A 26179-nucleotide genomic window follows, 5' to 3' on the forward strand; every position below is an offset into this window, starting at 1 on the left:
AAGCTAGCTGACATGCAGCAGCGTTATGTCGGCAACAGTGGGTTGCGCGTGTCCGCCCTATCCCTCGGCACCATGTCCTGGGCCAGGGAAACCGAGGAACAGGATGCCGCCGCCCTGGTGCGCTCCTTCGTCGATGCCGGCGGAACCCTGATCGATACGGCGGCGTCCTACGCCGACGGGCAGGCCGAGGCGATGCTCGGCGGAATACTGGGCGACGTCGTGGCGCGCTCCGAAGTGGTGATCTCCACAAAGGCCGGACTGACGACGGCGGACGGTCGCCGCAGCGTCGACACATCCCGCAACGGCATGCTCTCCGGGCTGGACGCGAGCCTGGCCCGAATGGGAACCGATTACGTGGATCTCTGGTTCGCGCACGCCTGGGATCCGAATGTTCCGCTGGAGGAAACCCTGTCAGCGCTGGACCACGCGGTGCGGTCCGGCCGGGCGCGTTACGCCGGTGTCTCCAATTTCAACGGCTGGCAGACTGCAAAGGCCGCCGCAATCGCGGGCTTCCCCCTCGTGGCCAACCAGTCCGAATACTCGCTCCTGCAGCGCAACGCGGAGATTGAGCTCATTCCGGCCATCGAGGACGCGGGGCTGGGCCTGATGGCCTGGGCTCCGATGGGACGCGGCGTCCTGAGCGGCAAATACCGCGGCCACATCCCGGCTGATTCCCGGGCCGCCAACCAGCGGTTGGCGACGTACGTGGAACCCTATCTCGAGGGACCGGCGTCCAGCGTGGTGGAAGCCGTCGCCATGGCGGCGAAGGGGCTCGGCCGGACTGCCCTGGATGTGTCGCTGAGCTGGCTGTTGTCCCAACAGGGGGTGGCAACCGCCGTCGTCGGTCCCCGGACACCGGTTCAACTCAAGGAGATCCTGGATTCGGCGCTCGCGCCGCTGCCGCCGGAGATCGCGCAGGCGCTCGAAGACGTGTCCGACCCCGGCTGAGGCCGCGGAGATCCGCAGGTCCCCTTAGTTCTCGGAATTCTCGAGGATCTCGAGGTCCTCTTCGTCGTCGACATCGTCTTCGTCGCCGTCTTCGTCGCCGTCGATCACTTCGAGCGGCGTCACTTCCCCATACGCCTCATACAGGGCATCGTCGTAGACTTCAAAGGCATCGGCAACGGCGAAGAACGCCGCCTCGACCGCGGGATCCCCGTCACTTCTGCGGGCGGAGGCCGCCGCCAGGTGTTCTTCCAGTGCAGAGGTCAGGGACTGAAGCGCGACACGCGGATCGATGCTCATGACTTCACGTTAGTCGGAAAAAGACGAAAATGGAGAGCAATGAAAGAACATTTTCTGAGCAGCTCGGTCCGGCGGGAACGGGACTATGTCAAGCAGTACGAGTACCTCGTTCTGACGGTCGGTCCTGAGGATTCGCTCCCCGAGGCCCGCCGCCGGCTCGTGGAGCATTCCGAGTACGGCAAATGGGAACTGGAACGCAGCCGCCTCTACGTGGGCGGCGGGCGGCGTTTCTGGCTGCGCCGGAAAGTCATCCAGGTCCAGCGCACCGTCTAGGCCGCACACGGATCCCGGCCGCGCATCAGCTGGGATCGGCAGCCGCGAACGCCGCGGGGAGTCCTGGGCCCTCTAGGGTGTCTCCAGCGGGCCCAGCCAGGCGTTCGCCACGGTATTGTGCGCCGATTCGTCATCTGATGGGTGGAACATGCCGGCGAGCACGTCCCGGTACAGCCGCTCGAGCTCGGAGCCGCGGAAGTAGCTGGAGCCGCCGGATACCCGGATGGCGAGGTCCACCACGGTGCGGGCCGTCTCCGTGGCCCGGACTTTGAGCCCCACGAGCCGGGGGAACCATTGGCTGCCGTGGTCCGCGAGGCCGTCGACGTCGGCCGCTACGGAGGAGAGCTGCGGGTAGAGCGCATCCATGGCCATCGCCGCTTCCGCCACCTTCCAGCGGATGTCCGGGTCCTGGGCGTAGCTGCGGCCGCCGTTCTTGAACGATGTCCGGCGCTGCACGGCTTCCACCCCGAGCGTGAGGGCCCGTTCGCCGATTCCGGTGTACACCGCGGCGAGGAGGGTCTCGAAGCAGGCGAAGATCGCGAAGATCAGCGGGTCTGCGTTGGGGCCCACCGGCAGTTTCCGGAAGATCCGTTCGGCCGGGACGACGGCGCCCTCCAGCAGGGTCGTGTTGGACTGGCTGGCCCGCATGCCGAGCGTGTCCCAGTCGGGCAAAATCTCGTAGCCGGGGGTTTCCCGGGTGATGAACCCGTGGACCAGTTCCCCGGCGCCGTCCGCGGCGTGGGCGTCCTTCCCGAAGATGCCCAGCCGTGTCCACGCCGGTGACAGGCTGGTGAAGATCTTGCGGCCCGTGAAGCTGTAGCCGCCGCCGGGCAGCGGGACGGCCTCCGTGCGGGAATCGAACAGCACGGAGTCGTTGCCTGCCTCCGAATTGCCGAAGGCGAAGACCTCACCCTGTGCCGCCTCCTGGAGGATGAAATCCAGCGAGGAGTCACCGCGGGCGGCAAGGACGTGGGCGACGCCGGTCCACACCAGGTGCATATTGACGGCCAGCGCGGTGGCCGGCGCCGCGGTCGCCAGCCTGCGTTGCAGCTGCGCCGCTTCCGCCAGCCCGAGTCCGAGTCCGCCGTCGATCACCGGGACGAAAAGTTTCAGGTAGCCGGCCGCCGTGAGGTCCGCCAAGTCCTCGTGGAAGAAGGCGTTGTCGCGGTCGTAGCCGGCGGCGCGGCCGCGGATCCGTTCCAGCAGCGGACCGCTCAGGATGTCCTCGGGCGTCATGGCAGGCGGTCTCCGCTCAGTAGTTGGTGAGCAGGGTGTCCAGCACCCGTGCGCCGAATTTCAGGGAATCCGCCGGGACCCGTTCGTCGACGCCGTGGAACATGCCGGTGAAGTCGAGCTCGTCCGGCAGCATCAACGGGGCGAAGCCGTAGCCGGTGATGCCGAGCCGGCTCAGGGACTTGTTGTCGGTCCCGCCGGAGAGCGTGTACGGCAGCACCTTGGCGCCCGGATCCTCGGAATGCAGGGCATCGATCATCGAATCGACGAGGTTGCCGGCGAACGGCACCTCCAGCGAGACGTCGTTGTGCACGTAGCTGATGTCCACTCCGGTGCCGGCGAGTTCGCGCACGATTTCCAGCACCTGCTGTTCCTGCCCGGGCAGGGTGCGGCAGTCGATGAGGGCCTCGGCCGATTCCGGAATGACGTTGTGCTTGTAGCCGCCTTTGAGCAGGGTGGGGTTGGTGGTGTTCTGCAGTGTGGCGCCGACGAAGCGGGCCACCGTGCCGAGTTCCTTCAGGATCTTCTCCGGATCGTCGGGATCGAATTCGACCCCGGTGAGTTCGGTGACGCCGTCGAGGAACTGCCGCGTGGTGGGCGTGAGCTCGATCGGCCAGTTGTAGGCACCAATCCGGGAGACCGCGCCGGCAAGCCTGGTCACGGCGTTGTCGGTGTTGATCTGGGAGCCGTGGCCCGCGCGGCCGTGGGCCACCAGGCGGAGCCAGGAGAGGCCCTTTTCCGCCGTCTGGAGCAGATAGGTGCGCTGGCCGCCGATGGTGGCGGAGAAGCCGCCGACTTCGGAGATCGCCTCCGTGGCGCCCTCAAAGAGTTCGGGCCGCTTCTCGACGGCGTAGCGGGCGCCGTAGGTGCCGCCGGCTTCCTCATCGGCGAAGAACGCGAAGATGAGGTCGCGCTTGGGTTTGCGTCCCGTGCGGGCGAAATTGCGCAGCACGGACAGGATCATGGCGTCCATGTCTTTCATGTCCACGGCGCCGCGTCCCCAGATCAGGCCGTCCTTCAGTTCGGCGCCGAAGGGGTCAACCGACCACTGTTCGCGCAGGGCCGGGACGACGTCCAGGTGGCCGTGGACCACCAGGGCGCTGGCGGAGGGGTCCTCCCCCGCCAGCCGGGTGACTACGCTGGCTCGGCCGGGTGCTGCTTCGAAAATTTCGGCGTCCAGCCCGACTTCGGCCATGAGCCCGGCGGTGTATTCGGCGGCCGCGCGTTCACCGGGGCCGGAGCCGTCGCCGTAGTTGGACGTGTCGATCCGGATCAGCTCCTGGCAGATCCTGACGACCTCATCCTCTGGCCTGGTTTCGGTCCGGTTGTCAGTCATAGCGGCTCCTCGTGGCGGGTGGCTCAATTGCTTGCTTCAGCCTACCCACACCACCCCCGCGGACCCCGATTATTTGTTTCCGGAAAAGTCGTGCTAGAGTCTTTCTCGCTGCTTCCGAGAAAAGCAAAACGCTGAAAGGCGAAACGAACTCGGAATTACCACCTGCGCGGGTGGCGGAATGGCAGACGCGCTAGCTTGAGGTGCTAGTCCTCGAAAGGGGGTGGGGGTTCAAGTCCCCCTCCGCGCACAAGGGAAAACCCTTGGAATCCACGGATTCCAGGGGTTTTTTTCGGCTTCCCCGCAGACGGGCTACGGCGTCGCCCCCGCTGCCGCTGAGTAGCAATACCCGCTGCCCCGGCCAGGAGCCCACCGGACGTGCCCGCCAAAGGATGGCCGCACAGCGTTCTCGCCTCGTGGTCGCCGGCGTAGAGTCTGCGCAAGAGACTTGCAAGCAAATCGAGGGATGACAAATGACAGTTAAAGGCTGGAACCCGCTGGTGCTTTTGCCCGTCGCGTTCATCGTGGTCTTCGTGGTTTGGGCAGCTCGACGGGCCCGAGGCCGGACGTCCAAGGACTAGCGACCCGCTGAGCGGGGAGCGCATCGTCTCCCGCGGCGGCCGCCGTCGACAGGAACACTGGGACCTCACGCCGCCGGGCCAACCAAAAGACCGCATCCCTGCCGGCCCCCCAAAAGCTCCTGCAGGAATGCGGCCGTCGTGGCGTCAGCCGGAGCGCGGCTCCCCTGACGGGCAACTCTTAGGCTGCGTGCCTCCACTATGGAGGCGGTACCGGAGGCGTGGCCCGGCTCCCCTCCGGTGCAGAAATAGACATGTCCAATTCTGTTTTCAGAGGGTAATGCAAAATTATTGGACATGTCCAATCGGATGATATTGTCTTCTGGTTCCACCCTTCGACCTCAGAAAAGGAGCCGCGCGATGAACGACGCGTCAGTCGATTCCGGGCCGGGCGCGGCACTCGCAAGGAAGCTGAACCTTCTCCTTGATTCTTCGGAAGCCGCCGGGAAGAAGATCACCTTCAACGACGTCAGCGCCGCCATGAAGGCGGCCGGTACTCCGATCTCCCGCGCCCGCTGGCACTACATGCGCACCGGGTCCGGGCCCGAGGTGAAGAAGACCGAGCTCCTGCAGAACCTCGGAAAGTTTTTCGGCGTGAACCGCGACTACCTGCTGCACGACCAGGACGAGCTGCCCCAGAAAGTCGAAGCCCAGCTCGACCTCCTGGCCAGCATGCGGGCCAACAAGGTCCGCAATTTCGCTGCCCGGCAACTCGGCGGCCTGTCACCCGAGACGCTCCTTCAGATCCGGGACCTCATCGACGAGCAACTGGCGGAGACGAACGTCACTTCTTCCGACACGCCGGGCGCCGGAAAGGCCCCTGAACAGGGCTGATACGCTCCTCCTTGGAGTCGGAGGGACTCCGGCCCCTTATCGGACCATCCCAAGGATCAGCTCCATGGATTACAGCGTCGCCCGAGCGCGGGCCCGGACTGCGGAAGAAGGCCTGCGGCTGCAGGTACCGGTCTCCATGGGTTCCATCCAGACCCACCTGGAGACCGCGAGCGGGCGTCCGATTGTCATCAAGCCGATCGAGAACACCCCCACCGACAAGGTCTGTGGCCTGTGGTTCGGCATGGACGGCCTGGACCTCATCCTCCACGCCAAGGCGGCGTCAGAGGTGCACCGCCAGCAGATCGTCCTGCACGAGTTCGCCCACATGATCCTCCGCCACGAGCAGGAAGTCCTCTCGCACGACTACGCCCAGGTCTTCTTCCCGGACCTCGACCCGGAGCGCGTCGTCTCGGCCCTGAAACGCACCGACTTCGCCGACGAGCTCGAGGTAACGGCCGAACTCCTTGCCGACCGGCTTGCCTCCCGCATCCGCCGCTCCTACCAGCAGCCGGACGCGGAGCCGGGCAACTTCGGGGCGGTCTTCGGATGATGCAGTTCCTGATGGCCGCGGCGCTGTTCCTGTTGGCCGGTGCCCGCATTCCCGCCCTGCTTCGCAGCCGGAGCGACCTGGTGTTCACCTGTGCCGTGTACGGAGGCGTGGGCTCTTTGCTCATGTCCCCGGTTGTCTACGTCCCCGTCGATACGGCCCTGGGCGGCATGAACCTGGTCAAACTGGTTCTGAACTCCCTGATGATTGTCTCTCTCTGGTATCTGCGCCTCGCCGCATACGCCGCCATCGCCCCGGAAGCCGGCGGCCGCCGGTCCTGGTGGACACGCACACTTCCGTTGACGCTCACGCTGAGCCTGCAGACCGCGTTCTTCCTCCTCGCAGGACCCACCGTCACGACCCCCGCCTGGGGCATCTACGAGGACCGTTTCCCGGCTCTCCTGTTCTCACTGATGCTCACCCTCTTCATCTGTTCGATGAGCGCGGAAATTGCCGTGATCTGCTTCCGCTACGTCCCGCGGATGAGCCGCCCGTTCCGCGTCGGTTTCTCCATGCTGGGCGCCGGCTGCATCATGGGCTTCCTGGTGATGGCCGAGATGTGTCTGTCCCTCTTGGCCCGGCACCTGACATTCCTGGCCGTACTGGTCAGGCCTGACTTCCCGTACCATCAGCTGGAACTGGTCGCGACCGTCCTGGCCGGCGCCGGACTCACGATCCCGGCGGTTGCCGGCAGGGCTGCCCGCAAAAACCTGCACCGCCGGAACACCGAAACCCTCGCACGCGTCGAGGCCATCTGGTCCAAGGCGCTGCAGAGCACGTCGCTTGACCGGACCCTTGAGGCCGACCCCCAGGCGCCGGTACAGGACAGGCTGCACCGGATGGTTGTCGAAATCCGGGACGCTGAACTCGCTGCGGGCACTTCGGCGACCTTCCTGACCGCGGAGGAGCGCAGCTACCTGCTCTCCGTTGAAGCAAAGCTCCATAACTCCCCTGCCCCGGCATAGCTTGCGACAGCTACGGAAAGCCCCCATGCAACTCCTCACGCACCCGACCCGCCGAACACGCCCGAGCGGTAAGGACATGTACGGGATCTACCGGAACATGGTCCTCTTCGATTTCAAGACTGAAATCCATTCGGGCTTCTTCGTCGCCTACTACCGCAACTTCGCCATCCCCTCCACAGCAAGGACCCTGGCGGCGACCGGGGAGATGAAATCCCGGCCGATGAAGCGCTCCTACGACACCGGCATCGTCCTCCACGAGATCATCGCCAACGGGTTCGAGCACGAACGCAGCCAGGCCATGATCAACCTGCTCCGCCGGGTCCACAAGGGGGTGCCCGGTACCCCGGACGACTTCGCCTACGTCCTCATGACCTTGCTTGTGCTGCCGCTGCGCTGGACCGAACGTCACGGCTGGCGCCGGCTGACGGAGCTGGAGAAGCGGGCCGCCACGGACTTCTACGCCGAACTGGGCCGGCGGATGGGGCTCGAGGGCATCCCGGCCACCTTCGCGGAGGCGGAGCGGTTCCTGGACGAATACGAGGACCGGAACATGGGCCCGAGCCCCGAGGGTTCGATGCTGTTCAATGCGACCGTCGCGGCCTTCGCCAGCCGTATCCCCGCCCTGCTTCGCCGGTTCACCCCGACCATCCTGGCGCTGATGATGGACAAACCCCAGGTCGCTGTGGCCCTGGGCCTGAAACCTGCCCCGGCAGTGCTGCGCGTGCCGTTCAATGCGGTGCTGCGGTTCCGCTCCCTCAAGGCCAGGCTGCGTCCGTTGCCGACCGAGCCCATATTCGTGCCGGGAAGGATGAACGTCGTGGCATACCCGGACGGATACACCCTGGACCAGATCGGCCCTTGGGGGAAATCAGCCAACGTCTGAGGCCCGGGGACCGGGTGTGAGCTTAGACACGGGTCGCAGGACACGGACAGCCCCGCCGGAATCGGAACTGCTCAAATCCCGGCGGGGCTGTTCGTTGTGGTCAGAGTGCGCTCTGCCTACCCCACGTGGATGGCGGGCCGGAGTGCCTGGTCGGGCTCTGTCTCGCGGAGGATTTCGCGCACCAGCGGCGCGGTGTCGCCCTCACCCAGGAACAGGTACCGCATGAGGTGGCCGACGGGGTTGCCCTCGGACCACTCGAAATAGCACTGGGGCTTCGTGCCGGTCGAGTCGCGCATGGCCAGCAGGACGGCCGCGATCGCGTTCGGCACGGCCGGGGACTTCACCCGCAGGACCCTGTAGCCGTCCACTTCGACGCCTTCGACCCGGAGCGTGTGGCTGAACGCCGAAGGATCGGAGATTTCCACTTCCAGGAAGATGACATCCGCCGGGCCCGGGACGGGGTTCAGCCCGCGCTGTTCGTACTCTTTGTCCGCGTATTCAGCCTTGTCACCGGCCTGGCGTTTGTTGGCGATGACGTTCAGTTGCCCGTCGAAGGCAATCGAATCGGTGATGAACTGCCGGGCTGCCTCGTCGAACTCGATGGTTTCCAACCGCAGTTCGGTGGTGCGCTGGACCCGGGAGATGAGCGAGACGACGATGATGCCGGCGATGAAGAACGCCGAGATCGCAATGCCGTCGGGCTTTTCGATGACATTGGCGGCCAGCGCGTACAGCAGGACCAGGGTCAGCGCACCGAAGCCGATGGTGCCGGCGCGGCTGTGCCGGCGGATCGCGGAGACGGTCACGGCGACGGCTCCGGAAACCATCATGGCCAGGATGCCGGTGGCGTAGGCACCTGCCTGGGCGTTGACGTCGGCGTTGAAGGCGATGGTGATGCCGACGCTCAGTACGGTGTAGACGATCACGACCGGGCGGACGGCCCGGCCCCATTCCGGCGCCATGCCGTAGGCCGGCAGGTACCGGGGCACGATGTTGATGAGCCCGGCCATGGCGGAGGCTCCGGCGAACCAGAGGATCAGGGCGCTGGAAATGTCGTATACGGTGCCGAACCCGGCGCCGAACAGGTCGTGGGCGAGGAACGCCAGGGCGCGGCCGTTGGCCTGTCCGCCCTCCTCGAACTCCTTGGCCGGGATCATGACCGTGGTGAGGAAGCTGGTGGACATCAGGTAGACGCTCATGATGGCCGCCGCCGTGGTGAGCAGCTTGCGGGTGTTCCTGACCCGGGACGCCATGACCTGCTCGGGGCTGTCGCCGGTGGCCCTGATCAGCGGCATCATCGAGACGCCGGTCTCGAACCCGGACAGGCCCAGGACCAGCAAGGGGAAGGCGATGACGGCCGGGCCGATCAGGTCCATGGGGCCGCCGCCGGCGCTGGCGAGCAGCCGGTCGGTCCAGCCGGCGATCAGGGACGGATCGGAGAAGACGTGCATGAACCCGGCGGCGACGACGGCGGCGTTCAGGAGCAGGTAGACGGCCACAAGCGGAATGGCGACGCCCACGGCCTCATTGAAGCCGAGCAGGAACACCCCGCCCAGGATCAGCAGCAGGATCACCGTGATGATCACGGCACTGCCTTTCAATCCCGCAGGGACGATCGGGTTCTCCAGCAGGTGCACCGTCGCGTCGGCTCCGGAGAGGGTGATGGTGATGATCCACGAGGTCGCCACGAACCCGAGCAGCAGCAGCACGAAGAACTTGCCGCGCCAGAACGGAAGCAGCTTCTCCAGCATGGCAACCGAGCCCTGCCCGTGCGGGCTCTCCTGCGCGACCCGGCGGTACATGGGCAGCATGCCCAGCAGGGTCAGGGCCACAATGAGCAGGGTGGCCAGCGGCGACAGGGCACCGGCGGCCAGGGCGGCGATACCGGGAAGGTAGGACAGGGTTGAGAAATAGTCGACGCCGGTCAGGCACATGACTTTCCACCAGGCGTTGGGCTTGTGATCTTCCTCGGCTTCGGGGCCGGCGGGTGCGACCTGGTTGGCCAGTAGCCAGCGGACCAGGGGCTTGTGGTCCGGGCGTTCGGCCTGCTTCAGGTCAACTTGGGCCGGGACGGCGTGGTCAGAAGTGGTCTGCATCGGATCTTTCTGTTGGTGGCCGGGCGTGTGCCGGGCAGGAGCAAGTCCTGGGAACCGGTCAATTGTAGTGCCGGGCCCCCCTTGCAGCGGCCAGCTGCAGGCAGCGTCCGGAACGGCGAGGCTACCGCGGCTCTGGTCCGGGCAGCTCTGGTCCGGGCAGCTCCGGCCCGGGCGGCTCAAGTCCGGGCAGCGGGTCCTTGCCGGTCCATGTCTTCACGACCGTCCACGTGACGGCGGTGATCGGCACGGCCAGCAGCGCGCCGACAATGCCGGCCAGTATGGTGCCGGCAGCCAGGACGAGCAGTATCGCCAGGCCGTGGATGCTGAGGACCCTGCCCATCAGGACCGGCTGCAGGAAGTGGTGTTCGAGCTGGTTCACGCCGATGACCACGGCCACAACAATGAGCGCCTGGACCAGTCCGTTGGAGACCAGCGCGACGACAATGGCGAGGGTGCCAGCGACGGTAGCGCCGACGATCGGGATGAATCCGCCGATGAAGATGAACACTCCCAGCGGCAGGGCCAGCGGCACTCCCATGATGGCGAGGGTGATCCCGACGACGAGACCGTCAACCGCGGCCACCATGGCCGTGCCGCGGACATACCCGCCCAGTACGACGGTACTGCGATCCGCCGCCAGCCGTGCCTTGGCGCGCTGGTCGGCCGGCAGCATGCCAATGAGAAAGGCCCGGATTTCGGGCCCGTCCTTGAGGAAGAAGAACAGGGTGACGGCCATCAGCACCGCGCCGGTGAAGATTTCCACCGCGGTGCGGGCACCGGTGAGGGCTTCTGCACTGAACGTGCTCGAGGTGAAGAACTCCCGCACCGAGTCCATGACGGCGGTGATCTGTTGGTCGCTGACAGGGACAGGTCCGTGGTTCAGGAATGAGTGCAGTTGTTCGACCCCCGCAGCGGCCCGGGCCGTGAGCTCGCCCCACTGGTTGGAGACCAGAATGACGATGCCGGCGATGACGCTGCCGAAAACGGCGAGAATGGCCACGAACGAGGCAACCACCGCGAGGGCGCGCGGCCACGCGTGCCCGGTGAGCCAGCGGACCAGCGGGGAGATCGCTGCGGCCAGGATAACGGCGATGAGGACGGGGATGATGACGAGCGGGATGCGGCTGGCGGCCCAGATGATCGCCCATGCGAGGGCGGACACGGCGAGGACCTGCACGGAGCGGATGCTGGCGCGGCCCAGTCCGTCCGACCAGATGGCCGGCATTGCGCTGCGGGGTTCGATCATAGGGGTTCTCCCGGCGTTCGGACGCGGTGGCTAGGCCCAGCGCAGGGGTTTCGGCCTGGACTGTTGCCACGCATCGTAGAACCGCAAGCGGGCTTCGTTGCCGCGCTGCTGCTCAAGGGCGTGCAGGCGCCCGAAGGTAAATCCGGCGCCGGGGCCAGCCGCGGCTTGCCCCGCCAGCACCAGTAGGGTTTCCCGGGTGACGACGCTGTCCTGGAAGTCTCCGAGGATCTCCTGGATGCCCTCCGCGGCCCGGGCAACGTTCGTTGCTTGAGTGCCGAAAATGGGGGCAGCCGCCTCTGCGGCATAGCGCAGCCGCTTCGCAGCCTTCCGAACTTCATGCAATGCGGCATCCTGCGGTGTCCCGCCTGCGCCGCCGTCAAGGGACCGGACCGCCGCCTTGAGGCGTTTTCGTTCCGCGGAGACGAGCCGGCCAACCGTCCCCGGCGCATCGTTGCCTGCCCCGCCGTTCAGCGGAGGTACCGCAAGGAAGGCATCGAGGGCATCGAGGAGGCGGAAGTAGCGGGTGCTGTCCAGCGCCGCCAGGCCGGCGGCAAGGCCCTGTTGCTGGACGGTGCCGAGGTGCTCCTGGATCTGCTGCGCGACTGGTCCGATTAACAGCTCCGGAGGTTCGGCACTGATCATGTCCTTTAGCCGGGCACGGATGACCTCGGCGTCCCGGGCCTGGCCCACGTTGCCGGCGAGCCACTGGAGCTCGCCCCTAAGAAACCTCGCCGACGTCGTATCTGTGAGCGTTCGAAAGGTTGCCAGTGCCGACCGCAACCGGCGGGCGGCCACCCGGAATTGATGCACGGCATCGGGCGCATTGACCCGGACGCGAGGATCATTCAACTTCACGGCGCGTACCTGTTGGGATACGTACGAGAGCATGACGTCCGAGGCCGGCCCGTCCCGGCTCGGCTTTGGAGCCGTGGCCGGATTCTCCGGATAGTCCGGTCCGAGGGACCGGGCGAGCTTGGACGGATGCGTGGCGATGGTGACTCCCTCTGCGGCGCACAGAGCGTCAGCGTCCTGCAGCAGTCGACGGGGGCCGTCGGCGAGTTCCAGTTCCCATTCCCGCCACCGCGACGGTCCCGCGCGGGTTAGCAGGGATTGGGCCTCGACACGGTCGTCACTGAAGTTGGCAAGGACTGCGCCGTCGGCGGCGTATAACGGCGTCAACCTCCGGCTGGTCCGGATATGTGCAACCGGAATCAGCGGGTGGCAGCGGGTGTGGACGAGGACCAGCTGCCGCAAATATTCCGGCACGGCATCCTGATCGCCGCCAAGCGGCTCCCGTATAGCCCGGCGCTCCCCCACGGCGACCGGCAGTTTGAGGTGCCATCCTGCATCCGGACCGCCGGACCGCCGGCACAGGGTGATCCGGTGCCTGGCCAATGCCAGTGCTTCGGTATCAAAGTAGACGGCGTCCAGCATTTCGTTCACGGGCTGCCCGGCGCGATCCACCCCTGGGATGGATGCCAGTGGCGGGAGGGCGTCGGATTCCGAAGGGCTGTACTTGCGTTCCACCTCGATCGCGTCGGCGGCCATGCTTCATTTTAGGAACTCCTGCACGCGCCGGGCGTGTGCCCAAAGGCCCCTATCGGGGGAGATTGTCACTGGAACCGGGTGCTGGGGGTCGGGCGGCCGCCCAGTTCAGGGCCACGGCCCTGCGGAAGGCGCACAGACGCGGCGGTATGAGGCTGGAAAAATGACTTGCCCGGACATGCGGCGGCGAGTAACTTTCGGAGCAGTGGGCCGCCGGACCGCTGGCCCCCTGCGAGAGGAACGCCATGCCAACCATAATCGGCCACCACGATGTCAAGGACAAGGATCATTGGCTTGCCTCGCCGAAGCGCGAAGAGGTGTTCGGCCCACTGGGGATCACCAACATTCGTACGTTCGTCAACCCCGGGAACCCGACGCAAGTCGCAGTGATGATGGATGTCCCTGACCTGGATGCCCTCATGGCCGCGATGCAAAATGAGGTAACGGGCGAGGCGATGGCCAGCGACGGCGTACTGCCCGAGACGCTGGTCATCCTCGTCGAGGCCAAGCCCTAGCTTCACCCGGGCGGACACCGCCGGCGGTGCAGGGGGATGTGGCGAAGCTCCGGTCAAATAGCGGTTGACCGGAGCTTCGGGTCCATTATGGGCAGTGGTTCCTGTGTATTGGCTGGGAATAGGCTGACCGCTAGTGGTTCAGCAATTGGCCCATGAGGGGCGCGTTGCGGACATCGTCGGTCAGGGGGCTCAGCCCCCACACGTCCTCGATGGTGTGCAGCAAGGAATAGTGCGAGTAGGCGGCATTGGATGTGAAGTGCTTCCGCGCCGCGGGGCCGGCAAAAACCGTAGCCACCCGGTTGTCGTCTTTGCTGCCTTCATCCCACGTGAGCACCAGCAGGGAGTTCTGCGCCGTGAAGGCCGGGGACCCCAGAATCCTGGGCACTTCGCGGGCGAGCCAGTCGTCTCCGGTGCCGATGGAGCAGTCGTGGGTGTCGTGGCACATGTCCGGGCTGATGAAAGCGTAGTCCGGCAGGGTCGACGGCGACTGCAGGTCCTGTCCCAGCCGGTCATACGGAACAACATGGTCCGAGCAGGAGGCCACGTCGTCCGTCACGGCAGGGTAATACATGAACGGATTATGCTTCACCGCATACCGGCGGGAGTCATGCGCGGCGCAGGGCGCGGGCATGCCCTCGGCATACATTTTCCAGGTCCGTCCGGATTGGGTGATCTCATCGGCGATCGAACGCACATCGGCGGTGCACGAGTCCGGTTTGCAGTCGCTGGTGATCCCCGCGCTCGTTCCGCTCGTGAGGGCGAGATAGTTGGGCAGGCTCGGGTGGGTGATGGCCCGGTAGTTGGCGGCCACCGAGAATTCCGCCGCAAGCTTGTTGAAGTAGCCCGCTTCGCTGGCGCCCATGATCTGCGAGGCCGCCTTGTTCTCCTGGACGATGACCACGATGTGCGCGATTCCGCTGCTGGCCTGCCCGCCCGGGGCGGGGTGCGGGGCCGGCTGCGCGAAATACGGGGATGGTGGTGGGGCCGCGGCGGTCGTGTCCTGGCCGGGGGACGCGGGCGGCGATTCGGTCCCCGCCGGCCCGGCAGGCAGGGACCCGGCCGGTGGGGACTCGGCAGATGAGGACTGAGAAGGCGGGCCGGCCTGGAAGGGGTGCACCGACGTGCACCCCGCCAGCAGCATCGCCAGCGCCCATCCGCCGGCCAGGGAGAGTCGGCCGATCCGCGTCATCGGTCCATGCTAGCGGCCGGTATTGGTGCGGCCAATGCTGTCTGCATTCCCGGCCTCAGGCCAGGCTCAGGTCAAGAAACTACCCGCACCCGGTCCAGGGCCCGGCTCCCCCGTGTCCGGTCACCCTCCGGGATGCATCGCGCCGCGGACGGTGCCCAGCAGGGACAGGAACCGCTCGTTGTCCGGCAGGTCATCGATCAGCACCACACCCTCAGGAGCGGCCAGCGGAATGCGCCAGTTCGGGTATTCGGTGCTGGTGCCCGGCTGGTTCTGGGTCCGGGTCTCCCCCACGGCGTCGACCAGCGCCACCCCCAGCAGCGCTGACGGGGCCAATGCCGTGTAGGCGTACAGCGCCTCCACCGTGGTCCGGACGTCTGTGCCGTTTTCTGCCAGCAGGCCGCGTGCCCGGACCCGGGCCAGCACGGCCTCCTGCTCGGCCGCAGCCTCGGCGCGTTCTTCCGCCACGGGCCGCCGCAACAGCCCGAGCGATTCGCGCAAGGTGACGTGTTCACCGGCGAGGTAGCCCGCCGTCGGGGGGAGATCGTGGGTGTTGACGCTGGTCAGGCACTGCTCGCGGTAGTGCTCCGGCGGAATCGGGCCATCGGCGTCGTGTTCGAACCAGAGAATCGACGTGCCGAATATCCCCCGCTCAGCCAGGTAGCCGCGGACCCACGGCTCGAACACCCCCAGGTCTTCGCCAATCACGATCGCCCCGGCCCGTTGCGCCTCGAGGGCAAGGATGCCGATGAGCGCCTCGTGGTCGTAGTGCACATAGGTGCCGCTCTCCGGCCCCCCGCCCTCGGGGATCCACCACAACCGGAACAGGCCGAGGATATGGTCCACGCGGATGCCGCCCGCGTGCCGCAGCACGGTACGGAGCATGTCCCGGTAGGCGGCATAGCCGGATTCGGCGAGCCGGCCCGGATGCCATGGCGGCTGCGACCAGTTCTGGCCCAGCTGGTTGAACATGTCCGGGGGCGCACCAACGCTCACGCCCCGGGCAAGAACGCCGGAGAGGGTCCAGGCGTCGGCACCGCCGGGTTTTACCCCGACAGCGAGGTCATGGACGACGCCGATCCCCATCCGCGACTGGCGTGCCGAACGCTGGGCCGCCTCGAGCTGCTGGTCGCAGAGCCACTGCAGCCAGCAGTGGAATTCGATCCGGGCTGCCAGCCTCGGCCGCTGCTCGACACAGTACGGCGACGCCGGGGATGCCGCCGCTCCGGCCCATTCCGGTGCCGACGGCGGCAGCTCTTCGGCGAGCGCAGACCACAGCGCAAAGTCCTCGAGCCCCTGCCCCTGCTCGGCGCAGAAGTCGGCGAACTGCCGGGTGCGCGCCGGCCCGCGGCGGACCGCAAACACGCGTTCCAGCGCCGAGAGCTTTGCCGCGTAACTGGCGTTGCGGTCCAGGAGGTCCCGGGAACGGTTGGCCGCCTGCTGGCCTTCGGCCAGGCGTGCCACCTCGGCCCGGCCGGCTGCGTCCAGGTAACCGTATTCCGGGATTTCCTCCACCCGCAGGTAGAGCGGGTTGAAGAAGCGCCGTGTGGTGGGCAGGTACGGGGAGTCCTCGACCGGCGGCACTGGTTCGGCGGCATGCAGCGGATTGACGAGCACAAAGCCGGCCCCCTGCTCCCCGGCAACCTCGGCGAGGTCCCCGAGATCGGCGAAGTCGCCAATCCCCCAGGACCGGGAGGACCGCACGGAGTACAGCTGGGCCGTCAGTCCCCAGGTGCGGCGTTCCTTGAGCAGGGCCGAGGCCCGGAGCCGGCCGGGCGTAACTACCAGCGGACACTGCGCCGCCGTGCCCGCGGCGTCGGCTCTCAAGGTATGCCAGCCGAGACCGAGGCCGCCGGGTATCGCGAACGTGGCACGTCCCGTGAGGACGCCGTCGACGTCGACCGGCTGGTCCCAGTTCTCCCGCTGGGCGGCCTCATAGCTGCTGCCGTCCTCGGCGTCGATCCAGACGCGGACTTCGCTTCCGTGCGGGACGTGGACCTCGACGCGGGACTCCTGTCCCTCCCTCACTACAAGGACCGGGGGCAGGATGCGCCGCCAGGGTGCCAGCCGGGACTCGGCCAGGGAGCGTTGCTGCTCCTGGGGCCCGTTGGCGGGGACCCCGAGGGCCGCCAGCACGTCCTGCAGGGTCCCGGCGGCCACGGAACGCTGCACTCCGTCCCAGCCCCAGTAGCTGGTGTCGACGCCATGGGCTGCGGCGAGTTCGCGCAGGAGCGTGTCGGCCGTATTAGTGTCCCCGGTCTGCCCGGGACTTTCGGGGGCCGCGGCGTTGCCGGCGTCTGCAGGATGATTGGGGTTTGGACGGTCGGGGTTTGGGCGGCCCTCGGGCGTTGCGGGGGTCTCGGGGTGCGTCTGGTCCACCATGCGCCCACTCTAGACGCTGCCCCCACCGCCCGCGCCCGTTCCGTGGATGTGGGAATCATCTACCAGTTCGTTGAGTCCTTGGCCGGCACCCGGCGCGGACGGCTCCTTCAGCCCGTTTAGGCGCCGCTACAGCGGCCGCGCTAGCCTTGAAGCCTATGGTTGACGTCGAACGGTTCCGGATCCTCCTGCGCGAGGAACGTGACCGGAAGCTTGCCCTCCTGCCCGCCCTCCGCCGGGACATCACCTCGGTCAATGCCGCCCGCCTCGACTCCAACGTCGACGACGAACACGACCCCGAGGGCACGACGATCGCCTTCGAACTATCCCAGGCCTCCGCGCTCCTGGAACAGAGCAGGGCTTCCCTGCTGCAGATCGATGCCGCCCTTGCGCGGATGGACGAGGGCACCTACGGAATCTGCGCTGTCTGCGCCACCCCGGTCCCCGAGGACCGGCTGGAGGCCAGGCCCTGGACCGCGTACTGCATCGCGCATGCCTCGGGCAAGGCATGACTCCGCCCGGCCTGCTGGGGGAACCGAACCTCGCCCTGACATGGTGGGAGCGGATCGTTGCCGGATTCACCCACGCCCCCAGCCCGCACGTGAGCAGTATTGAGCTCGTGGCGGTGATCCTGCTGGCAGTGGCCGTCTCCCTGCCCCGCCTGTCCTGGCGCTACTTTGGCCTGCTCGCCACCGTGACCCACGAACTCGGCCACGCGTTTGCCGCCCTCACCACCGGCCAGCGGATCGGCGGCATCCGGCTGGGCATGGACCACTCCGGCACCACCACGACGTACAGCAGGAGCCGCCTCTCCGCCGCCTGGTCGACGTTCTGGGGCTACCCCGTGCCCGCCGTCGTCGGGGCGGCGATGGTCTGGTGCGGTTTCAACGGCTGGGGGCCGGCCGCGATGTCGGTGGGCACGCTCATCCTCCTGGCGTCCTTCCTGTTCCTCCGCAACGGCGTGGGGCTCCTCATCACGGCCGCCGCCGTACTGGCCGCGGCGCTCCTGGTGCTGTTCGTGCCGCCGGTGTTCAACGGCCACGTGATGATCGTGCTGGGCCTGGCGCTGCTGGTCGCTGCCGTCAGGGACCTCGGCAAACTGGCCAACGTCCATTTGCGGCACCGGGACAGGCTCCCGACGTCGGACGCGTACCTGCTGGCCCGGGCCACCTCCATCCCCGCCGCGGTGTGGATTGCCCTCTTCGCCGTGGTTGTGGCCGGGGCATGGTGGTTTGCCTGGCAGCCGATGGCCCCTGTGTTCACGGCCGCGTTCGGGCCGTTCCCTTCCCGGCCTTAGGCTGGGACCATGAGCCTGAGTACCCACACCGACGATCCGGGATTCAGCACCAAGGGCGCGTATGTGACCGGCGGCGAGGAATTCACCCGGGATACCAACTACATTGAGGACCGAATCACCCGGGACGGTGCCACGGGCGCCCACGGCGAGCCCGGCTGGCCCGTGGAACCTGGCCGCTACCGCCTCATCGCAGCGCGCGCCTGCCCGTGGGCCAACCGCACGGTGATCGTGCGCCGGCTCCTCGGCCTGGAGGCAGTCATCTCGCTCGGCCAGCCCGGCCCCACCCATGACGCCAGGTCCTGGACGTTCGATCTCGACCCCGACGGCAGGGATCCCGTCCTCGGAATCGAACGCATCCAGGACGCCTACTTCCGCCGCTTCCCCGACTACCCCCGCGGGATTACCGTCCCGGCAATCGTGGACGTCCCCAGCGGGCAGGTAGTCACCAACAATTTCCCCCAGATCACGCTCGACTTTTCCACGGAGTGGACCCAGTACCACCGCGCCGGCGCGCCGGAGCTGTACCCGGAGCACCTCAGGGAAGAAATCGACGCCGTCAACAAGCGTGTCTTCACCGAGGTGAACAACGGCGTCTATCGCTGCGGCTTTGCCGGTTCCCAGGAGGCCTACAACGCTGCCTACGATCGGCTCTGGACGGCCCTGGACTGGCTCGAGGAACGCCTGGCGGCCCAGCGGTACCTGGTGGGCGACACGATCACGGAGGCCGACGTCCGCCTGTTCACCACACTGGCCCGCTTCGACGCCGTGTACCACGGCCATTTCAAATGCAACCGGCAAAAGCTCAGCGAGATGCCGGTCCTGTGGGCCTACGCGCGCGACTTGTTCCAGACGCCAGGGTTCGGCGACACCACCGACTTTGTGCAGATCAAGCAGCACTACTACATCGTGCATGAGGACATCAATCCCACCGGAGTGGTCCCGCGCGGACCGGAACTGGGCAACTGGCTCTCGGAGCACGGCCGCGAATCCCTCGGCGGCCGGCCGTTCGGCGACGGCACGCCGCCCGGACCGGKCCGGGCCGGCGAAGAGGTCGCCCCGGGACACGGCGCGGCCTGATGCCGACGGCGGCCGTCTCGGCCGGGTTTGCCGCCCCCGGTTTCGCGGGTGTGCGTGAGCTCTTCGACTCTTTCCTTTCCGAGGATCCGGGCTACAGCGCGCAGCTGTCGGCCTACCACCACGGCACCAAGGTGCTGGACCTCTGCGGCGGACCGGGATTCGTCCCCGGCGACATCACGGGCACCTACTCCTGTTCCAAGGGAGTCGCCGCCTTCGTCATCGCCCTCCTCGTCCAGGACGGCCGGCTCGACCTTGACCGGACCGTCGCGTCCTACTGGCCCGAGTTCGGCGTCCACGGCAAGGACCGGCTCACGGTGCGGCAGGCCCTATCCCATCAGGCGGGGCTGCCCGGCGTCGCCGGCGGGTTTCCCCTGGCGGAGTTCGCCACCCCGGCCGCGGCGCGGCGTCTCGCGGCCTCGGCGCCGTTGTGGCGCCCGGGCACGGCCTTCGGCTACCACGCCCTGACCATAGGGATCCTGATGGAGGAGCTCTGCCGCCGCGTCACGGGGATGACGCTGCAGGGGCTCTACGACGAACGCATCCGCCGCCCGTGGGGCATCGACTTCTTCCTGGGCCTGCCCGAGGACCAGGAACCCCGGTACCGCGAGGTGCTCTACGACCCTGACCCGGCCCAGCCGTGGCTGGACCCGCTCAGCCTCGACGKGCTGAACAGCAACGCGCCGGTCAGCACCATCATGGAACTGCCCAACCACCGCTTGGTGCGCGCCTCGGGCATGAGCAGCGCAGGTGGTGTGGGGTCAGCCGAGGGGCTGGCCAGGCTCTACGCCGCCGCCACCACCGGAGTGGACGGCGTTCCCGCTTTCCTCAACCCCGCCACCATCGAGCTCATGGCCGCTGAGCAGGTCTGGGGACTGGACCGGTGCTCCGGGCAGGACAACGCCTTTGCCGTCGTGTTCATGAAACCCCAGCCAGGGCGGAACTTCGGCAGCCAGCTGGCCTTCGGGCACGAGGGAGCGAACGCGGCCCTCGGCTTCGCGGATCCCGGCTACGGCCTCGGGTTCGGGTATGTGCCCCGCCGCAGCGAGGAAGGCCGGACAGGGGGGCGGGCCCAGCGACTGTCCGCGGCGGTGCGGCGGGCCGCCCMCGCGGCGTCCTGACCGGCCCCGTTTCGGCTTGGGCGGCCCGCTCCGGGGTTCGTCCAGTTGTCGCACGAGCCTCCCGGCCCTAGGGTAAGCCGAATGGCCATTCCAGAAAAGCAAGCCGGCAACCCGCCCTCCCTGCTGCGCCGATGGACCCGCACCGCGGGCAGCGCTGTCGCCGCGGCGGTGCTGTGGCCCCGGCTGCAGCTGGCCCTGAAAGCCGGGCTGGCCGCGGGCGTCGCCTTCGCGATCGCACCCTTCATGCCGGGCTCAGCGGCCGACTATCCGTACTACGCCCCGCTGGGCGCCTTGGTGGCCATGTACGAGAACGTTGCCGGCTCCATGCGGCAGGGCGTCCAGACGCTCGTCGGACTGGCGATCGGGGTGGGCCTTGCGTTCATGCTGTTCAGCCTCGGCTCGCCGTCGCCGTGGACGGTCGCGGTGGTCATGGGACTCGGCGTTATCCTCGCCGGCCTGCCCAAGATCGGTTCGGGCCGGGACTGGATCCCGACGGCGGCGCTCCTGGTGCTGTTGGTCGGCGGCCATAATCCGGACACGTTCTCCTTCGGATACCTGTTCCAGATGGGCGTCGGCGTCACGGTGGGCATCGTCGTGAACCTGCTGGTCTTCCCGCCGCTGCACTTCCGGGCGGCAGAGCTAAGTATCGCGGAACTGCGCCAGGCCCTCGCCCAGCAACTCTGGGACATGGGCAAGGCGCTGAAGGAAAGCTGGCCGCCGGAACATGTTGACTGGTCCCGCCGCTCGGAAGCGCTCGCAGCCCACGCCCGCTCCGTGCGGCTCGCCGTCGAAAAAGCCGACGCCAGCCGCCAGGCAAATCCCCGACGCCACCTGCATCCGCGCGACCTGAACCTCGACTACCGGAACCTGCGGGATCTCGAGCGCCTGACCTTCCACGTCCAGGACGTGACCCAAGTGCTCTCGGATGTCATCTGGGCCGAGGACACCCCCTTTGTGGTCCCCGACGAATACGCAGTGCCCCTCGGGGACGCCATGGCTTCCGTCGGCGACGTGCTGCGGGCTCTGGAAGAGGAACAGCCCGAACGCCAGACCGAGCTGGCGGCTGCCGCCGATGCGGCGATCAGCGAACTGACCGCCCGGATTGGCTCCGAGCAGCACAGCACGGACGCCCCGAGCGCGGTCGAATCCATCCTCTTGAGCCTGCACCGCATGCTGCGCGTGGCCACGCCCGGGCGGCCGGAGGCCAAACCGGCCACGGCGCCGGCAGACTAGGAAATACTCTCCGTCTGCCGGCGGGGCGGCCCGGTCTGACCCGGTCGGTCTGTCTGTCCTGCCCGGCTGTGGCAGCGCCGGCTATGGCAGCGCCGGCTGTGGCAGCGCCGCGACAGAGCCGCTGAAGTGCCGGCGCCCGGACAGCGGGTTCCATGCCACGTAGTCCGAGCGCTCCCACCCGCCGCCGTCCGCCTGCACGGTGCTGATGTCGAGCGCCACGCGGGCCGGCAGGAACACGGGGGCCTCGAAGGCCACCTCCCAGGTGAACGAATCCCCCCGGACGGCACCGACGTCGGCCAGCGCCCGGGACGCCAGGTACATGCCGTGGGCAAGGGACCGCCGCTGCCCGAGGGCCTTGGCGGTCAGGACGCTCAGGTGGATGGGGTTGAAGTCCCCGGACACAGCCGCGTAGGCACGCCCGGTATCGACGCCCAGCTGCCACAGGGCCGTGGGATCCGGCACGGAGAATGGCGGCGGCGGCACGGCCACCGAGGCCTTGTCGATCCCCGGAAGGAACACCCCCTTGGCCAGGTAGGTCGACACCCCGCGCCAGCGGACCTCTTCCTGCCCGGCGGCGCGGACCTCGGCGACGACATCGAGCTGCGTGCCGGCGCGGTGTCCGCGCAGGTTCTCCACCCGGGCCCGGATATCCAGGGCCTGGGTGAACAGGACCGGCGCGGACTGCACCACGGTGTTCGTCAGATGGATCATGCCCAGCAGGGGCAGCGGAAAATCGTCCCGGTTCATCACGCTCATGGCCAGCGGAAACGCCAGGGCATGGATGAAGCCGGCGGGCAGGACGTCGCTCGCGCTCTCGCCGATCAGGTGCTGGAAGGCGGTCAGGTTGGCGACGTCGGCCTTCACGCCACGGACCTCGTGGGTGTAGGCCGGCAGTTCGGTGCCGCCATGGGTGCCCAGGACCCGGCGCCGTGCCGCGGCGGCCGCCGCGTTGACGTAGAGCTTGGACAGTGCGGGCATCTCGCCCAGGATGACGGTCTGGGATCCGCTCATGCGCCGACCAGGTTCTGCCCGCAGACGCGCAGCACCTCCCCGGAAATCCCACCCGCGGCGTCGCTGGCCAGGAACGCGATGGCCTCGGCGACGTCGCCCGGCCGGCCGCCCTGCTGCAGGGAGTTGAGCCGGCGCGCCACTTCGCGGGTGGCGAAAGGGATCCTGGCGGTCATCTCCGTTTCAATGAAGCCGGGCGCGACGGCGTTGATGGACCCGCCGCGTTCGCCGATCAGCGCCGCCGTGGCGCGGACCATGCCGATCACGCCGGCCTTGGACGCGGCATAGTTGGTCTGGCCGCGGTTTCCGGCGATCCCGCTGGTGGAGGCCACGGACACGATCCGCGGCGAGTCGCGGAAGTGCTCCGAGGCCAGCAGGGCTTCATTGATCCGCAGCTGCGCGGCGATGTTGACCGCGAGCACGGCGTTCCAGCGGCCGGCGTCCATGTTGGCCAGGAGCTTGTCCCGGGTGATCCCTGCGTTGTGGATCATGATGTCCAGCCGGCCATGCCGTGCCGCGGCGTGGTCGATGATCCGCTGGCCGGCGTCGTCGCGGCTGATGTCCAGCTGCAGGGCCGTCCCATGGACCTCGTTGGCCACTGCCGCCAGATGCTCTCCCGCCGCCGGAATGTCGACGAGGATGAGCGTGGCGCCGTCGCGGTACAGGGTGCGGGCAATTGCGGCCCCGATGCCGCGCGCTGCGCCGGTCACCACAGCCACCTTGCCGGCCAGCGGCTTCTCGACGTCGTCGGGCAGCTGGCCGGCGCCGGAGCTGACGGCCAGGAACTGCCCGTCCACGAACGCCGAGCGGCCCGAGAGGAAGAACCTCAGCGCCCCCAGTGCTGCCGGGCTCGTGGTCCGGGTGCCGTCGGCGAGCAGGATGCCGTTGCCGGTGGCGCCGGCACGGAGTTCCTTCGCCAAAGACCGCAGGAGACCGTCCACGCCCTGCCTGGCAGCCGCCGTTGCCGGTTCCGTGGCCGAGCCCGCCGTGCGGGACATAGTGATGACGCGGGCGTTCGGGGCGAGGTCACGCAGCGACGCGGCGGCGGTGAGGACCGGCTTCTCAAGATCGCCGGGGTGGGCCAACTCGTCCAGCACCAGGATGATGGCGCCGAGCTTCTCCTTGGGTATCGCGTGGCGACGGACATCGAGGTTCCAGTCCAGCAGGGTGGCGGCGAGCTCGTCGGCGCCGCCGGTTGATCCCTGGACCAGGACCGGTCCGTCGATGAGGGGGCGGCCGGGCTCGTGCCGCCGGAGGACCACTGGCTGCGGGAGGCCGAGCCGCTTGGCGAGGTCCTTGCCGATTCCGTGGCTGACCAGCCGGGTGTACTTGTCGCTCATCCGGTTCTCCCTAGAGTGCTTCGAGGATTGCGACGACGCCCTGGCCGCCGGCGGCGCAAATGGACACGAGGCCGCGGGCCGGACGCCCGTTGACGTCGCCCTTTTCGTGCAGCATTTTGGCCAGCGAGGCCACGATCCTGCCACCCGTGGCCGCAAACGGGTGTCCGGCGGCCAGCGAGGAGCCGTTGACGTTCAGCTTGGCCCGGTCGATGCTGCCGAAGGCGCCGTCCAGGCCCAGGCGGGTGCGGCCGAATTCGTCGTCCTCCCATGCCGCGAGGGTGCTCAGCACCGTGCCGGCGAAAGCCTCGTGGATCTCGAAGAAGTCGATGTCCGCGAGGCTGAGATTGTGGCGTGCGAGCAGCCGGGGCACCGCGAAGGCGGGGGCCATGAGCAGCCCGTCCTTGCCGTGGACAAAGTCGACGGCGGCAGCCTCGCCGTCGATCACCGCGGCGAGCTTGGGGAGGTCGTGGGCGTCGGCCCATTCCTCGGACGCCAGTAGAACGGTGGAGGCGCCATCGGTCAGCGGGGTGGAATTGCCGGCCGTCATGGTCGCCTCGGCGCCCAGGTTCTTGCCGAAAACGGGCTTGAGGGTGGCCAGTTTCTCCGGGCTCGTGTCGGCGCGCAGGTTGGAGTCGCGGCTCAGTCCCCGGTAGGGGGTCAGGAGGTCATCGAAGAAGCCTGCGTCGTAGGCCGCGGCCAGGTTCCGGTGGCTGTTGAAGGCCAGTTCGTCCTGGGCCTCGCGGGTGATCGTCCACTGCGCCGTGGTCAGCGCCTGGTGCTCGCCCATCGACAGACCGGTGCGCGGCTCCCCCGTGTTCGGCGCATCGGGAGCCAGATCCTTGGGACGGAGCCGGCTGAGGACCTGCAGTTTCCGGGACATTGTCTTGGCGCGGTTGAGGTCAAGGAGCACCTCGCGGAGTCCTTCGCTGACGGCAATGGGGGCGTCAGAGGCCGAGTCCACGCCGCCGGCGATCGCGGAATCGATCTGGCCCAGCTTGATCTTGTTCGCCAGGCCGAGCACCGTTTCCAGGCCGGTGGCGCAGGCCTGCTGGAGGTCATACGCCGGGGTCTCGGCGGAGAGGGCCGAGCCGAGCACCGCTTCCCGGGTGAGGTTGAAATCCCGGGAGTGCTTGAGGACCGCCCCCGCAGCCACTTCCCCGATCCGTTCGTCCTGCAGGCCGAAGCGGGCGATCAGGCCATCAAGGGCGGCCGTGAGCATGTCCTGGTTGGAGGACTTCGTGTACGCGCCTCCGGTCCGGGCGAACGGGATGCGGTTGCCGCCCACGACCACGGCCTTGCGGAGTTGTGCCGGGCCTGCGCCGGCGTGCTGTGTCTTCCCGGCGGCGGATGCGGCGGCTGGCTGGGGGCGGGGCACTGACTGTCCGTTGACGGACATGGGCTGTCTCCTTCGATCAAAGCGATTACCGATACCCAGCGTACCTGATACGCTGGGTACCGTGAACATCCCCAAAGCTACCGTGCCCGCCGGGCAGGCCGCCGTCGACGGCCGCGCTTCCCGCTGGCAGTCCCACCGCGAGGAACGGCGGCGGGAGCTGATCAAGTCCGCCCGGAAGGCGGTGCATGCCCTCGGGAGCGACGCGTCCATGGAGGAGATTGCCGCTGCCGCGGGAACGTCGAAGTCGGTGTTCTACCGCTATTTCGGCGACAAAGCCGGACTCCAGCAGGCCGTGGGCGAGGTGGTCCTGAGCCAGATGCAGCGGCGCATTCAGGAGGCGGCCCAGAGCGCCCAGACGCCCCGCGAAGGCCTGTTCGCCATGGTGTCCGCGTACCTGCAAATGGCCGAGACCAGCCCGAATGTCTACACGTTCGTGACACGCCATGCTTCCGGCGAGGCCGAAACGGCCGGCCCGTCCATCTCCACGGCGGGAGCCTTGAGCCACTTCTTCGCCGCCATCAGCGACATGATTGCCCGGCCGATGCGCAGCCATCTGGGCGGCGGCCAGGACAAGGAAGCCGTGATCGGCTACTGGCCCAACGCCGCGATCGGCCTGGTCCGGAATGCCGGCGAACAGTGGCTCGCCAGCCCGCCCGGACCGGCCAAGCCCGGCCAGGAGGCCATGGCGCGGCAGATCACGGATTGGCTCTGCTTCGGCATCGCCCCCGAGCTGCAGGCACCTCGTCCCGACGAAGCAGCACAAACGGAACGAACGGACCCGGCAGGCCAGGTCGCGCCGTAGCAGCGGCACGCCGGCCCCCGCCCGCGACCTGAACTGTCAGCACTAAAGAT

The 26179-nt window shown here is 67.9% G+C and carries 24 protein-coding genes and 1 tRNA gene; 14 read left to right on the forward strand and 11 right to left on the reverse strand.

The window, feature by feature from the left end; genetic code table 11:
* The first annotated feature begins 12 nt into the window (after window positions 1–12).
* Window positions 13–948: an aldo/keto reductase gene (locus AC1DZV_RS01170; protein WP_223916377.1), complete on the forward strand. Its 936-nt coding sequence runs from the start codon at window positions 13–15 to the stop codon at window positions 946–948.
* Window positions 949–972: 24 nt separating this feature from the next.
* On the opposite strand, the gene AC1DZV_RS01175 is transcribed toward AC1DZV_RS01170, so the two are convergent.
* The gene (locus AC1DZV_RS01175; protein ID WP_223916379.1) at window positions 973–1245 is read right to left on the reverse strand and encodes a hypothetical protein; all 273 of its coding nucleotides are present in this window, start codon (window positions 1243–1245) and stop codon (window positions 973–975) included.
* Between the two features lie 39 nt (window positions 1246–1284).
* Here AC1DZV_RS01175 and AC1DZV_RS01180 point away from each other — a divergent pair, with 39 nt between their 5' ends.
* Window positions 1285–1518, forward strand: a complete 234-nt coding sequence (locus AC1DZV_RS01180; RefSeq protein WP_018772920.1) for a DUF5703 family protein — start codon at window positions 1285–1287, stop codon at window positions 1516–1518.
* Window positions 1519–1590: 72 nt separating this feature from the next.
* On the opposite strand, the gene AC1DZV_RS01185 is transcribed toward AC1DZV_RS01180, so the two are convergent.
* Complete coding sequence (locus AC1DZV_RS01185) at window positions 1591–2754, reverse strand: acyl-CoA dehydrogenase family protein (RefSeq protein WP_476952733.1); 1164 nt, start codon at window positions 2752–2754, stop codon at window positions 1591–1593.
* 16 nt (window positions 2755–2770) lie between these two features.
* The gene (locus tag AC1DZV_RS01190) at window positions 2771–4087 is read right to left on the reverse strand and encodes a M20/M25/M40 family metallo-hydrolase (protein WP_028275570.1); all 1317 of its coding nucleotides are present in this window, start codon (window positions 4085–4087) and stop codon (window positions 2771–2773) included.
* Between the two features lie 164 nt (window positions 4088–4251).
* Here AC1DZV_RS01190 and AC1DZV_RS01195 point away from each other — a divergent pair.
* The 5 genes from AC1DZV_RS01195 (at window position 4252) to AC1DZV_RS01215 (ending at window position 7891) form a co-directional block, all read left to right on the forward strand.
* Window positions 4252–4334: transfer RNA gene (locus AC1DZV_RS01195), tRNA-Leu, on the forward strand.
* Window positions 4335–5022: 688 nt separating this feature from the next.
* Entirely contained in the window at window positions 5023–5496 is a 474-nt protein-coding gene (locus AC1DZV_RS01200) for a hypothetical protein (protein ID WP_476949592.1), read from the forward strand.
* Between the two features lie 64 nt (window positions 5497–5560).
* Window positions 5561–6046, forward strand: coding sequence for a hypothetical protein (locus AC1DZV_RS01205; protein ID WP_476949593.1), 486 nt, complete (start codon window positions 5561–5563; stop codon window positions 6044–6046).
* Entirely contained in the window at window positions 6043–7008 is a 966-nt protein-coding gene (locus AC1DZV_RS01210) for a hypothetical protein (RefSeq protein ID WP_476949594.1), read from the forward strand. Before AC1DZV_RS01205 ends, AC1DZV_RS01210 begins: the two co-directional genes overlap by 4 nt.
* A 25-nt stretch (window positions 7009–7033) precedes the next feature.
* Window positions 7034–7891, forward strand: coding sequence for an oxygenase MpaB family protein (locus tag AC1DZV_RS01215; RefSeq protein WP_476952734.1), 858 nt, complete (start codon window positions 7034–7036; stop codon window positions 7889–7891).
* A gap of 116 nt (window positions 7892–8007) precedes the next feature.
* Here the strand turns inward: AC1DZV_RS01215 and AC1DZV_RS01220 are convergent, their stop codons facing one another.
* The 3 genes from AC1DZV_RS01220 to AC1DZV_RS01230 all read right to left on the reverse strand — a co-directional run bounded on the left by AC1DZV_RS01220 (window position 8008) and on the right by AC1DZV_RS01230 (window position 12781).
* Window positions 8008–9987, reverse strand: a complete 1980-nt coding sequence (locus tag AC1DZV_RS01220; protein WP_476952735.1) for an APC family permease — start codon at window positions 9985–9987, stop codon at window positions 8008–8010.
* Between the two features lie 121 nt (window positions 9988–10108).
* Window positions 10109–11233: an AI-2E family transporter gene (locus AC1DZV_RS01225; protein ID WP_476952736.1), complete on the reverse strand. Its 1125-nt coding sequence runs from the start codon at window positions 11231–11233 to the stop codon at window positions 10109–10111.
* 30 nt (window positions 11234–11263) lie between these two features.
* Entirely contained in the window at window positions 11264–12781 is a 1518-nt protein-coding gene (locus tag AC1DZV_RS01230; protein WP_476952737.1) for a CYTH and CHAD domain-containing protein, read from the reverse strand.
* Window positions 12782–13023: 242 nt separating this feature from the next.
* Between AC1DZV_RS01230 and AC1DZV_RS01235 the strand changes: the two genes are divergently transcribed.
* Window positions 13024–13293 (forward strand): hypothetical protein, encoded by a 270-nt coding sequence (locus tag AC1DZV_RS01235; RefSeq protein WP_476952738.1) that lies wholly within the window; start codon window positions 13024–13026, stop codon window positions 13291–13293.
* Between the two features lie 130 nt (window positions 13294–13423).
* Here AC1DZV_RS01235 and AC1DZV_RS01240 read toward each other — a convergent pair whose 3' ends face one another.
* Both AC1DZV_RS01240 and malQ read right to left on the reverse strand, forming a co-directional pair.
* Entirely contained in the window at window positions 13424–14482 is a 1059-nt protein-coding gene (locus AC1DZV_RS01240; protein ID WP_476949599.1) for an alkaline phosphatase family protein, read from the reverse strand.
* Window positions 14483–14602: 120 nt separating this feature from the next.
* Window positions 14603–16861 (reverse strand): 4-alpha-glucanotransferase, encoded by a 2259-nt coding sequence (gene malQ, locus AC1DZV_RS01245; protein ID WP_476952739.1) that lies wholly within the window; start codon window positions 16859–16861, stop codon window positions 14603–14605.
* Between the two features lie 155 nt (window positions 16862–17016).
* Here malQ and AC1DZV_RS01250 point away from each other — a divergent pair, with 155 nt between their 5' ends.
* The 5 genes from AC1DZV_RS01250 to AC1DZV_RS01270 all read left to right on the forward strand — a co-directional run bounded on the left by AC1DZV_RS01250 (window position 17017) and on the right by AC1DZV_RS01270 (window position 21583).
* A complete protein-coding gene (locus tag AC1DZV_RS01250) occupies window positions 17017–17370 on the forward strand; it encodes a TraR/DksA family transcriptional regulator (protein WP_028275564.1) in 354 nt (117 codons plus the stop codon).
* Window positions 17367–18155 carry a M50 family metallopeptidase gene (locus tag AC1DZV_RS01255; RefSeq protein ID WP_476949601.1) on the forward strand — a complete coding sequence of 263 codons (789 nt, stop codon included), beginning with the start codon at window positions 17367–17369 and terminating at the stop codon, window positions 18153–18155. Before AC1DZV_RS01250 ends, AC1DZV_RS01255 begins: the two co-directional genes overlap by 4 nt.
* Before the next feature lie 9 nt (window positions 18156–18164).
* Entirely contained in the window at window positions 18165–19232 is a 1068-nt protein-coding gene (locus AC1DZV_RS01260) for a glutathione S-transferase family protein (protein WP_476952740.1), read from the forward strand.
* Window positions 19232–20350, forward strand: coding sequence for a serine hydrolase domain-containing protein (locus AC1DZV_RS01265; RefSeq protein WP_476952741.1), 1119 nt, complete (start codon window positions 19232–19234; stop codon window positions 20348–20350). The genes AC1DZV_RS01260 and AC1DZV_RS01265 overlap by 1 nt, the downstream gene beginning before the upstream one ends.
* 81 nt (window positions 20351–20431) lie before the next feature.
* A complete protein-coding gene (locus AC1DZV_RS01270; RefSeq protein WP_243177641.1) occupies window positions 20432–21583 on the forward strand; it encodes an FUSC family protein in 1152 nt (383 codons plus the stop codon).
* 81 nt (window positions 21584–21664) lie between these two features.
* Here the strand turns inward: AC1DZV_RS01270 and AC1DZV_RS01275 are convergent, their stop codons facing one another.
* Genes AC1DZV_RS01275 through AC1DZV_RS01285 form a run of 3 tightly spaced genes read right to left on the reverse strand, consistent with a single transcriptional unit; the run spans window position 21665 to window position 25327 of the window.
* Window positions 21665–22594: a MaoC/PaaZ C-terminal domain-containing protein gene (locus tag AC1DZV_RS01275; RefSeq protein WP_476949605.1), complete on the reverse strand. Its 930-nt coding sequence runs from the start codon at window positions 22592–22594 to the stop codon at window positions 21665–21667.
* Window positions 22591–23931 (reverse strand): 3-oxoacyl-ACP reductase, encoded by a 1341-nt coding sequence (locus tag AC1DZV_RS01280; RefSeq protein ID WP_476952742.1) that lies wholly within the window; start codon window positions 23929–23931, stop codon window positions 22591–22593. The genes AC1DZV_RS01275 and AC1DZV_RS01280 overlap by 4 nt, the downstream gene beginning before the upstream one ends.
* A 10-nt stretch (window positions 23932–23941) precedes the next feature.
* Complete coding sequence (locus AC1DZV_RS01285) at window positions 23942–25327, reverse strand: acetyl-CoA C-acetyltransferase (protein ID WP_476952743.1); 1386 nt, start codon at window positions 25325–25327, stop codon at window positions 23942–23944.
* A 61-nt stretch (window positions 25328–25388) separates the two neighbouring features.
* Here AC1DZV_RS01285 and AC1DZV_RS01290 point away from each other — a divergent pair, with 61 nt between their 5' ends.
* Complete coding sequence (locus AC1DZV_RS01290) at window positions 25389–26129, forward strand: TetR family transcriptional regulator (RefSeq protein WP_476952744.1); 741 nt, start codon at window positions 25389–25391, stop codon at window positions 26127–26129.
* The last annotated feature ends 50 nt before the right edge of the window (window positions 26130–26179 follow it).

The organism is Arthrobacter sp. P1_D12 (assembly GCF_056406175.1).

What these genes read in the sequence shown, in the direction of transcription:
- AC1DZV_RS01170 (WP_223916377.1), top strand. Translation starts at nt 13, where the DNA reads ATGCAGCAGCGTTATGTCGGCAACAGTGGGTTGCGCGTGTCCGCCCTA.
- AC1DZV_RS01175 (WP_223916379.1), bottom strand. Translation starts at nt 1,245, where the DNA reads ATGAGCATCGATCCGCGTGTCGCGCTTCAGTCCCTGACCTCTGCACTG.
- AC1DZV_RS01180 (WP_018772920.1), top strand. Translation starts at nt 1,285, where the DNA reads ATGAAAGAACATTTTCTGAGCAGCTCGGTCCGGCGGGAACGGGACTAT.
- AC1DZV_RS01185 (WP_476952733.1), bottom strand. Translation starts at nt 2,754, where the DNA reads ATGACGCCCGAGGACATCCTGAGCGGTCCGCTGCTGGAACGGATCCGC.
- AC1DZV_RS01190 (WP_028275570.1), bottom strand. Translation starts at nt 4,087, where the DNA reads ATGACTGACAACCGGACCGAAACCAGGCCAGAGGATGAGGTCGTCAGG.
- AC1DZV_RS01200 (WP_476949592.1), top strand. Translation starts at nt 5,023, where the DNA reads ATGAACGACGCGTCAGTCGATTCCGGGCCGGGCGCGGCACTCGCAAGG.
- AC1DZV_RS01205 (WP_476949593.1), top strand. Translation starts at nt 5,561, where the DNA reads ATGGATTACAGCGTCGCCCGAGCGCGGGCCCGGACTGCGGAAGAAGGC.
- AC1DZV_RS01210 (WP_476949594.1), top strand. Translation starts at nt 6,043, where the DNA reads ATGATGCAGTTCCTGATGGCCGCGGCGCTGTTCCTGTTGGCCGGTGCC.
- AC1DZV_RS01215 (WP_476952734.1), top strand. Translation starts at nt 7,034, where the DNA reads ATGCAACTCCTCACGCACCCGACCCGCCGAACACGCCCGAGCGGTAAG.
- AC1DZV_RS01220 (WP_476952735.1), bottom strand. Translation starts at nt 9,987, where the DNA reads ATGCAGACCACTTCTGACCACGCCGTCCCGGCCCAAGTTGACCTGAAG.
- AC1DZV_RS01225 (WP_476952736.1), bottom strand. Translation starts at nt 11,233, where the DNA reads ATGATCGAACCCCGCAGCGCAATGCCGGCCATCTGGTCGGACGGACTG.
- AC1DZV_RS01230 (WP_476952737.1), bottom strand. Translation starts at nt 12,781, where the DNA reads ATGGCCGCCGACGCGATCGAGGTGGAACGCAAGTACAGCCCTTCGGAA.
- AC1DZV_RS01235 (WP_476952738.1), top strand. Translation starts at nt 13,024, where the DNA reads ATGCCAACCATAATCGGCCACCACGATGTCAAGGACAAGGATCATTGG.
- AC1DZV_RS01240 (WP_476949599.1), bottom strand. Translation starts at nt 14,482, where the DNA reads ATGACGCGGATCGGCCGACTCTCCCTGGCCGGCGGATGGGCGCTGGCG.
- malQ (WP_476952739.1), bottom strand. Translation starts at nt 16,861, where the DNA reads ATGGTGGACCAGACGCACCCCGAGACCCCCGCAACGCCCGAGGGCCGC.
- AC1DZV_RS01250 (WP_028275564.1), top strand. Translation starts at nt 17,017, where the DNA reads ATGGTTGACGTCGAACGGTTCCGGATCCTCCTGCGCGAGGAACGTGAC.
- AC1DZV_RS01255 (WP_476949601.1), top strand. Translation starts at nt 17,367, where the DNA reads ATGACTCCGCCCGGCCTGCTGGGGGAACCGAACCTCGCCCTGACATGG.
- AC1DZV_RS01270 (WP_243177641.1), top strand. Translation starts at nt 20,432, where the DNA reads ATGGCCATTCCAGAAAAGCAAGCCGGCAACCCGCCCTCCCTGCTGCGC.
- AC1DZV_RS01275 (WP_476949605.1), bottom strand. Translation starts at nt 22,594, where the DNA reads ATGAGCGGATCCCAGACCGTCATCCTGGGCGAGATGCCCGCACTGTCC.
- AC1DZV_RS01280 (WP_476952742.1), bottom strand. Translation starts at nt 23,931, where the DNA reads ATGAGCGACAAGTACACCCGGCTGGTCAGCCACGGAATCGGCAAGGAC.
- AC1DZV_RS01285 (WP_476952743.1), bottom strand. Translation starts at nt 25,327, where the DNA reads ATGTCCGTCAACGGACAGTCAGTGCCCCGCCCCCAGCCAGCCGCCGCA.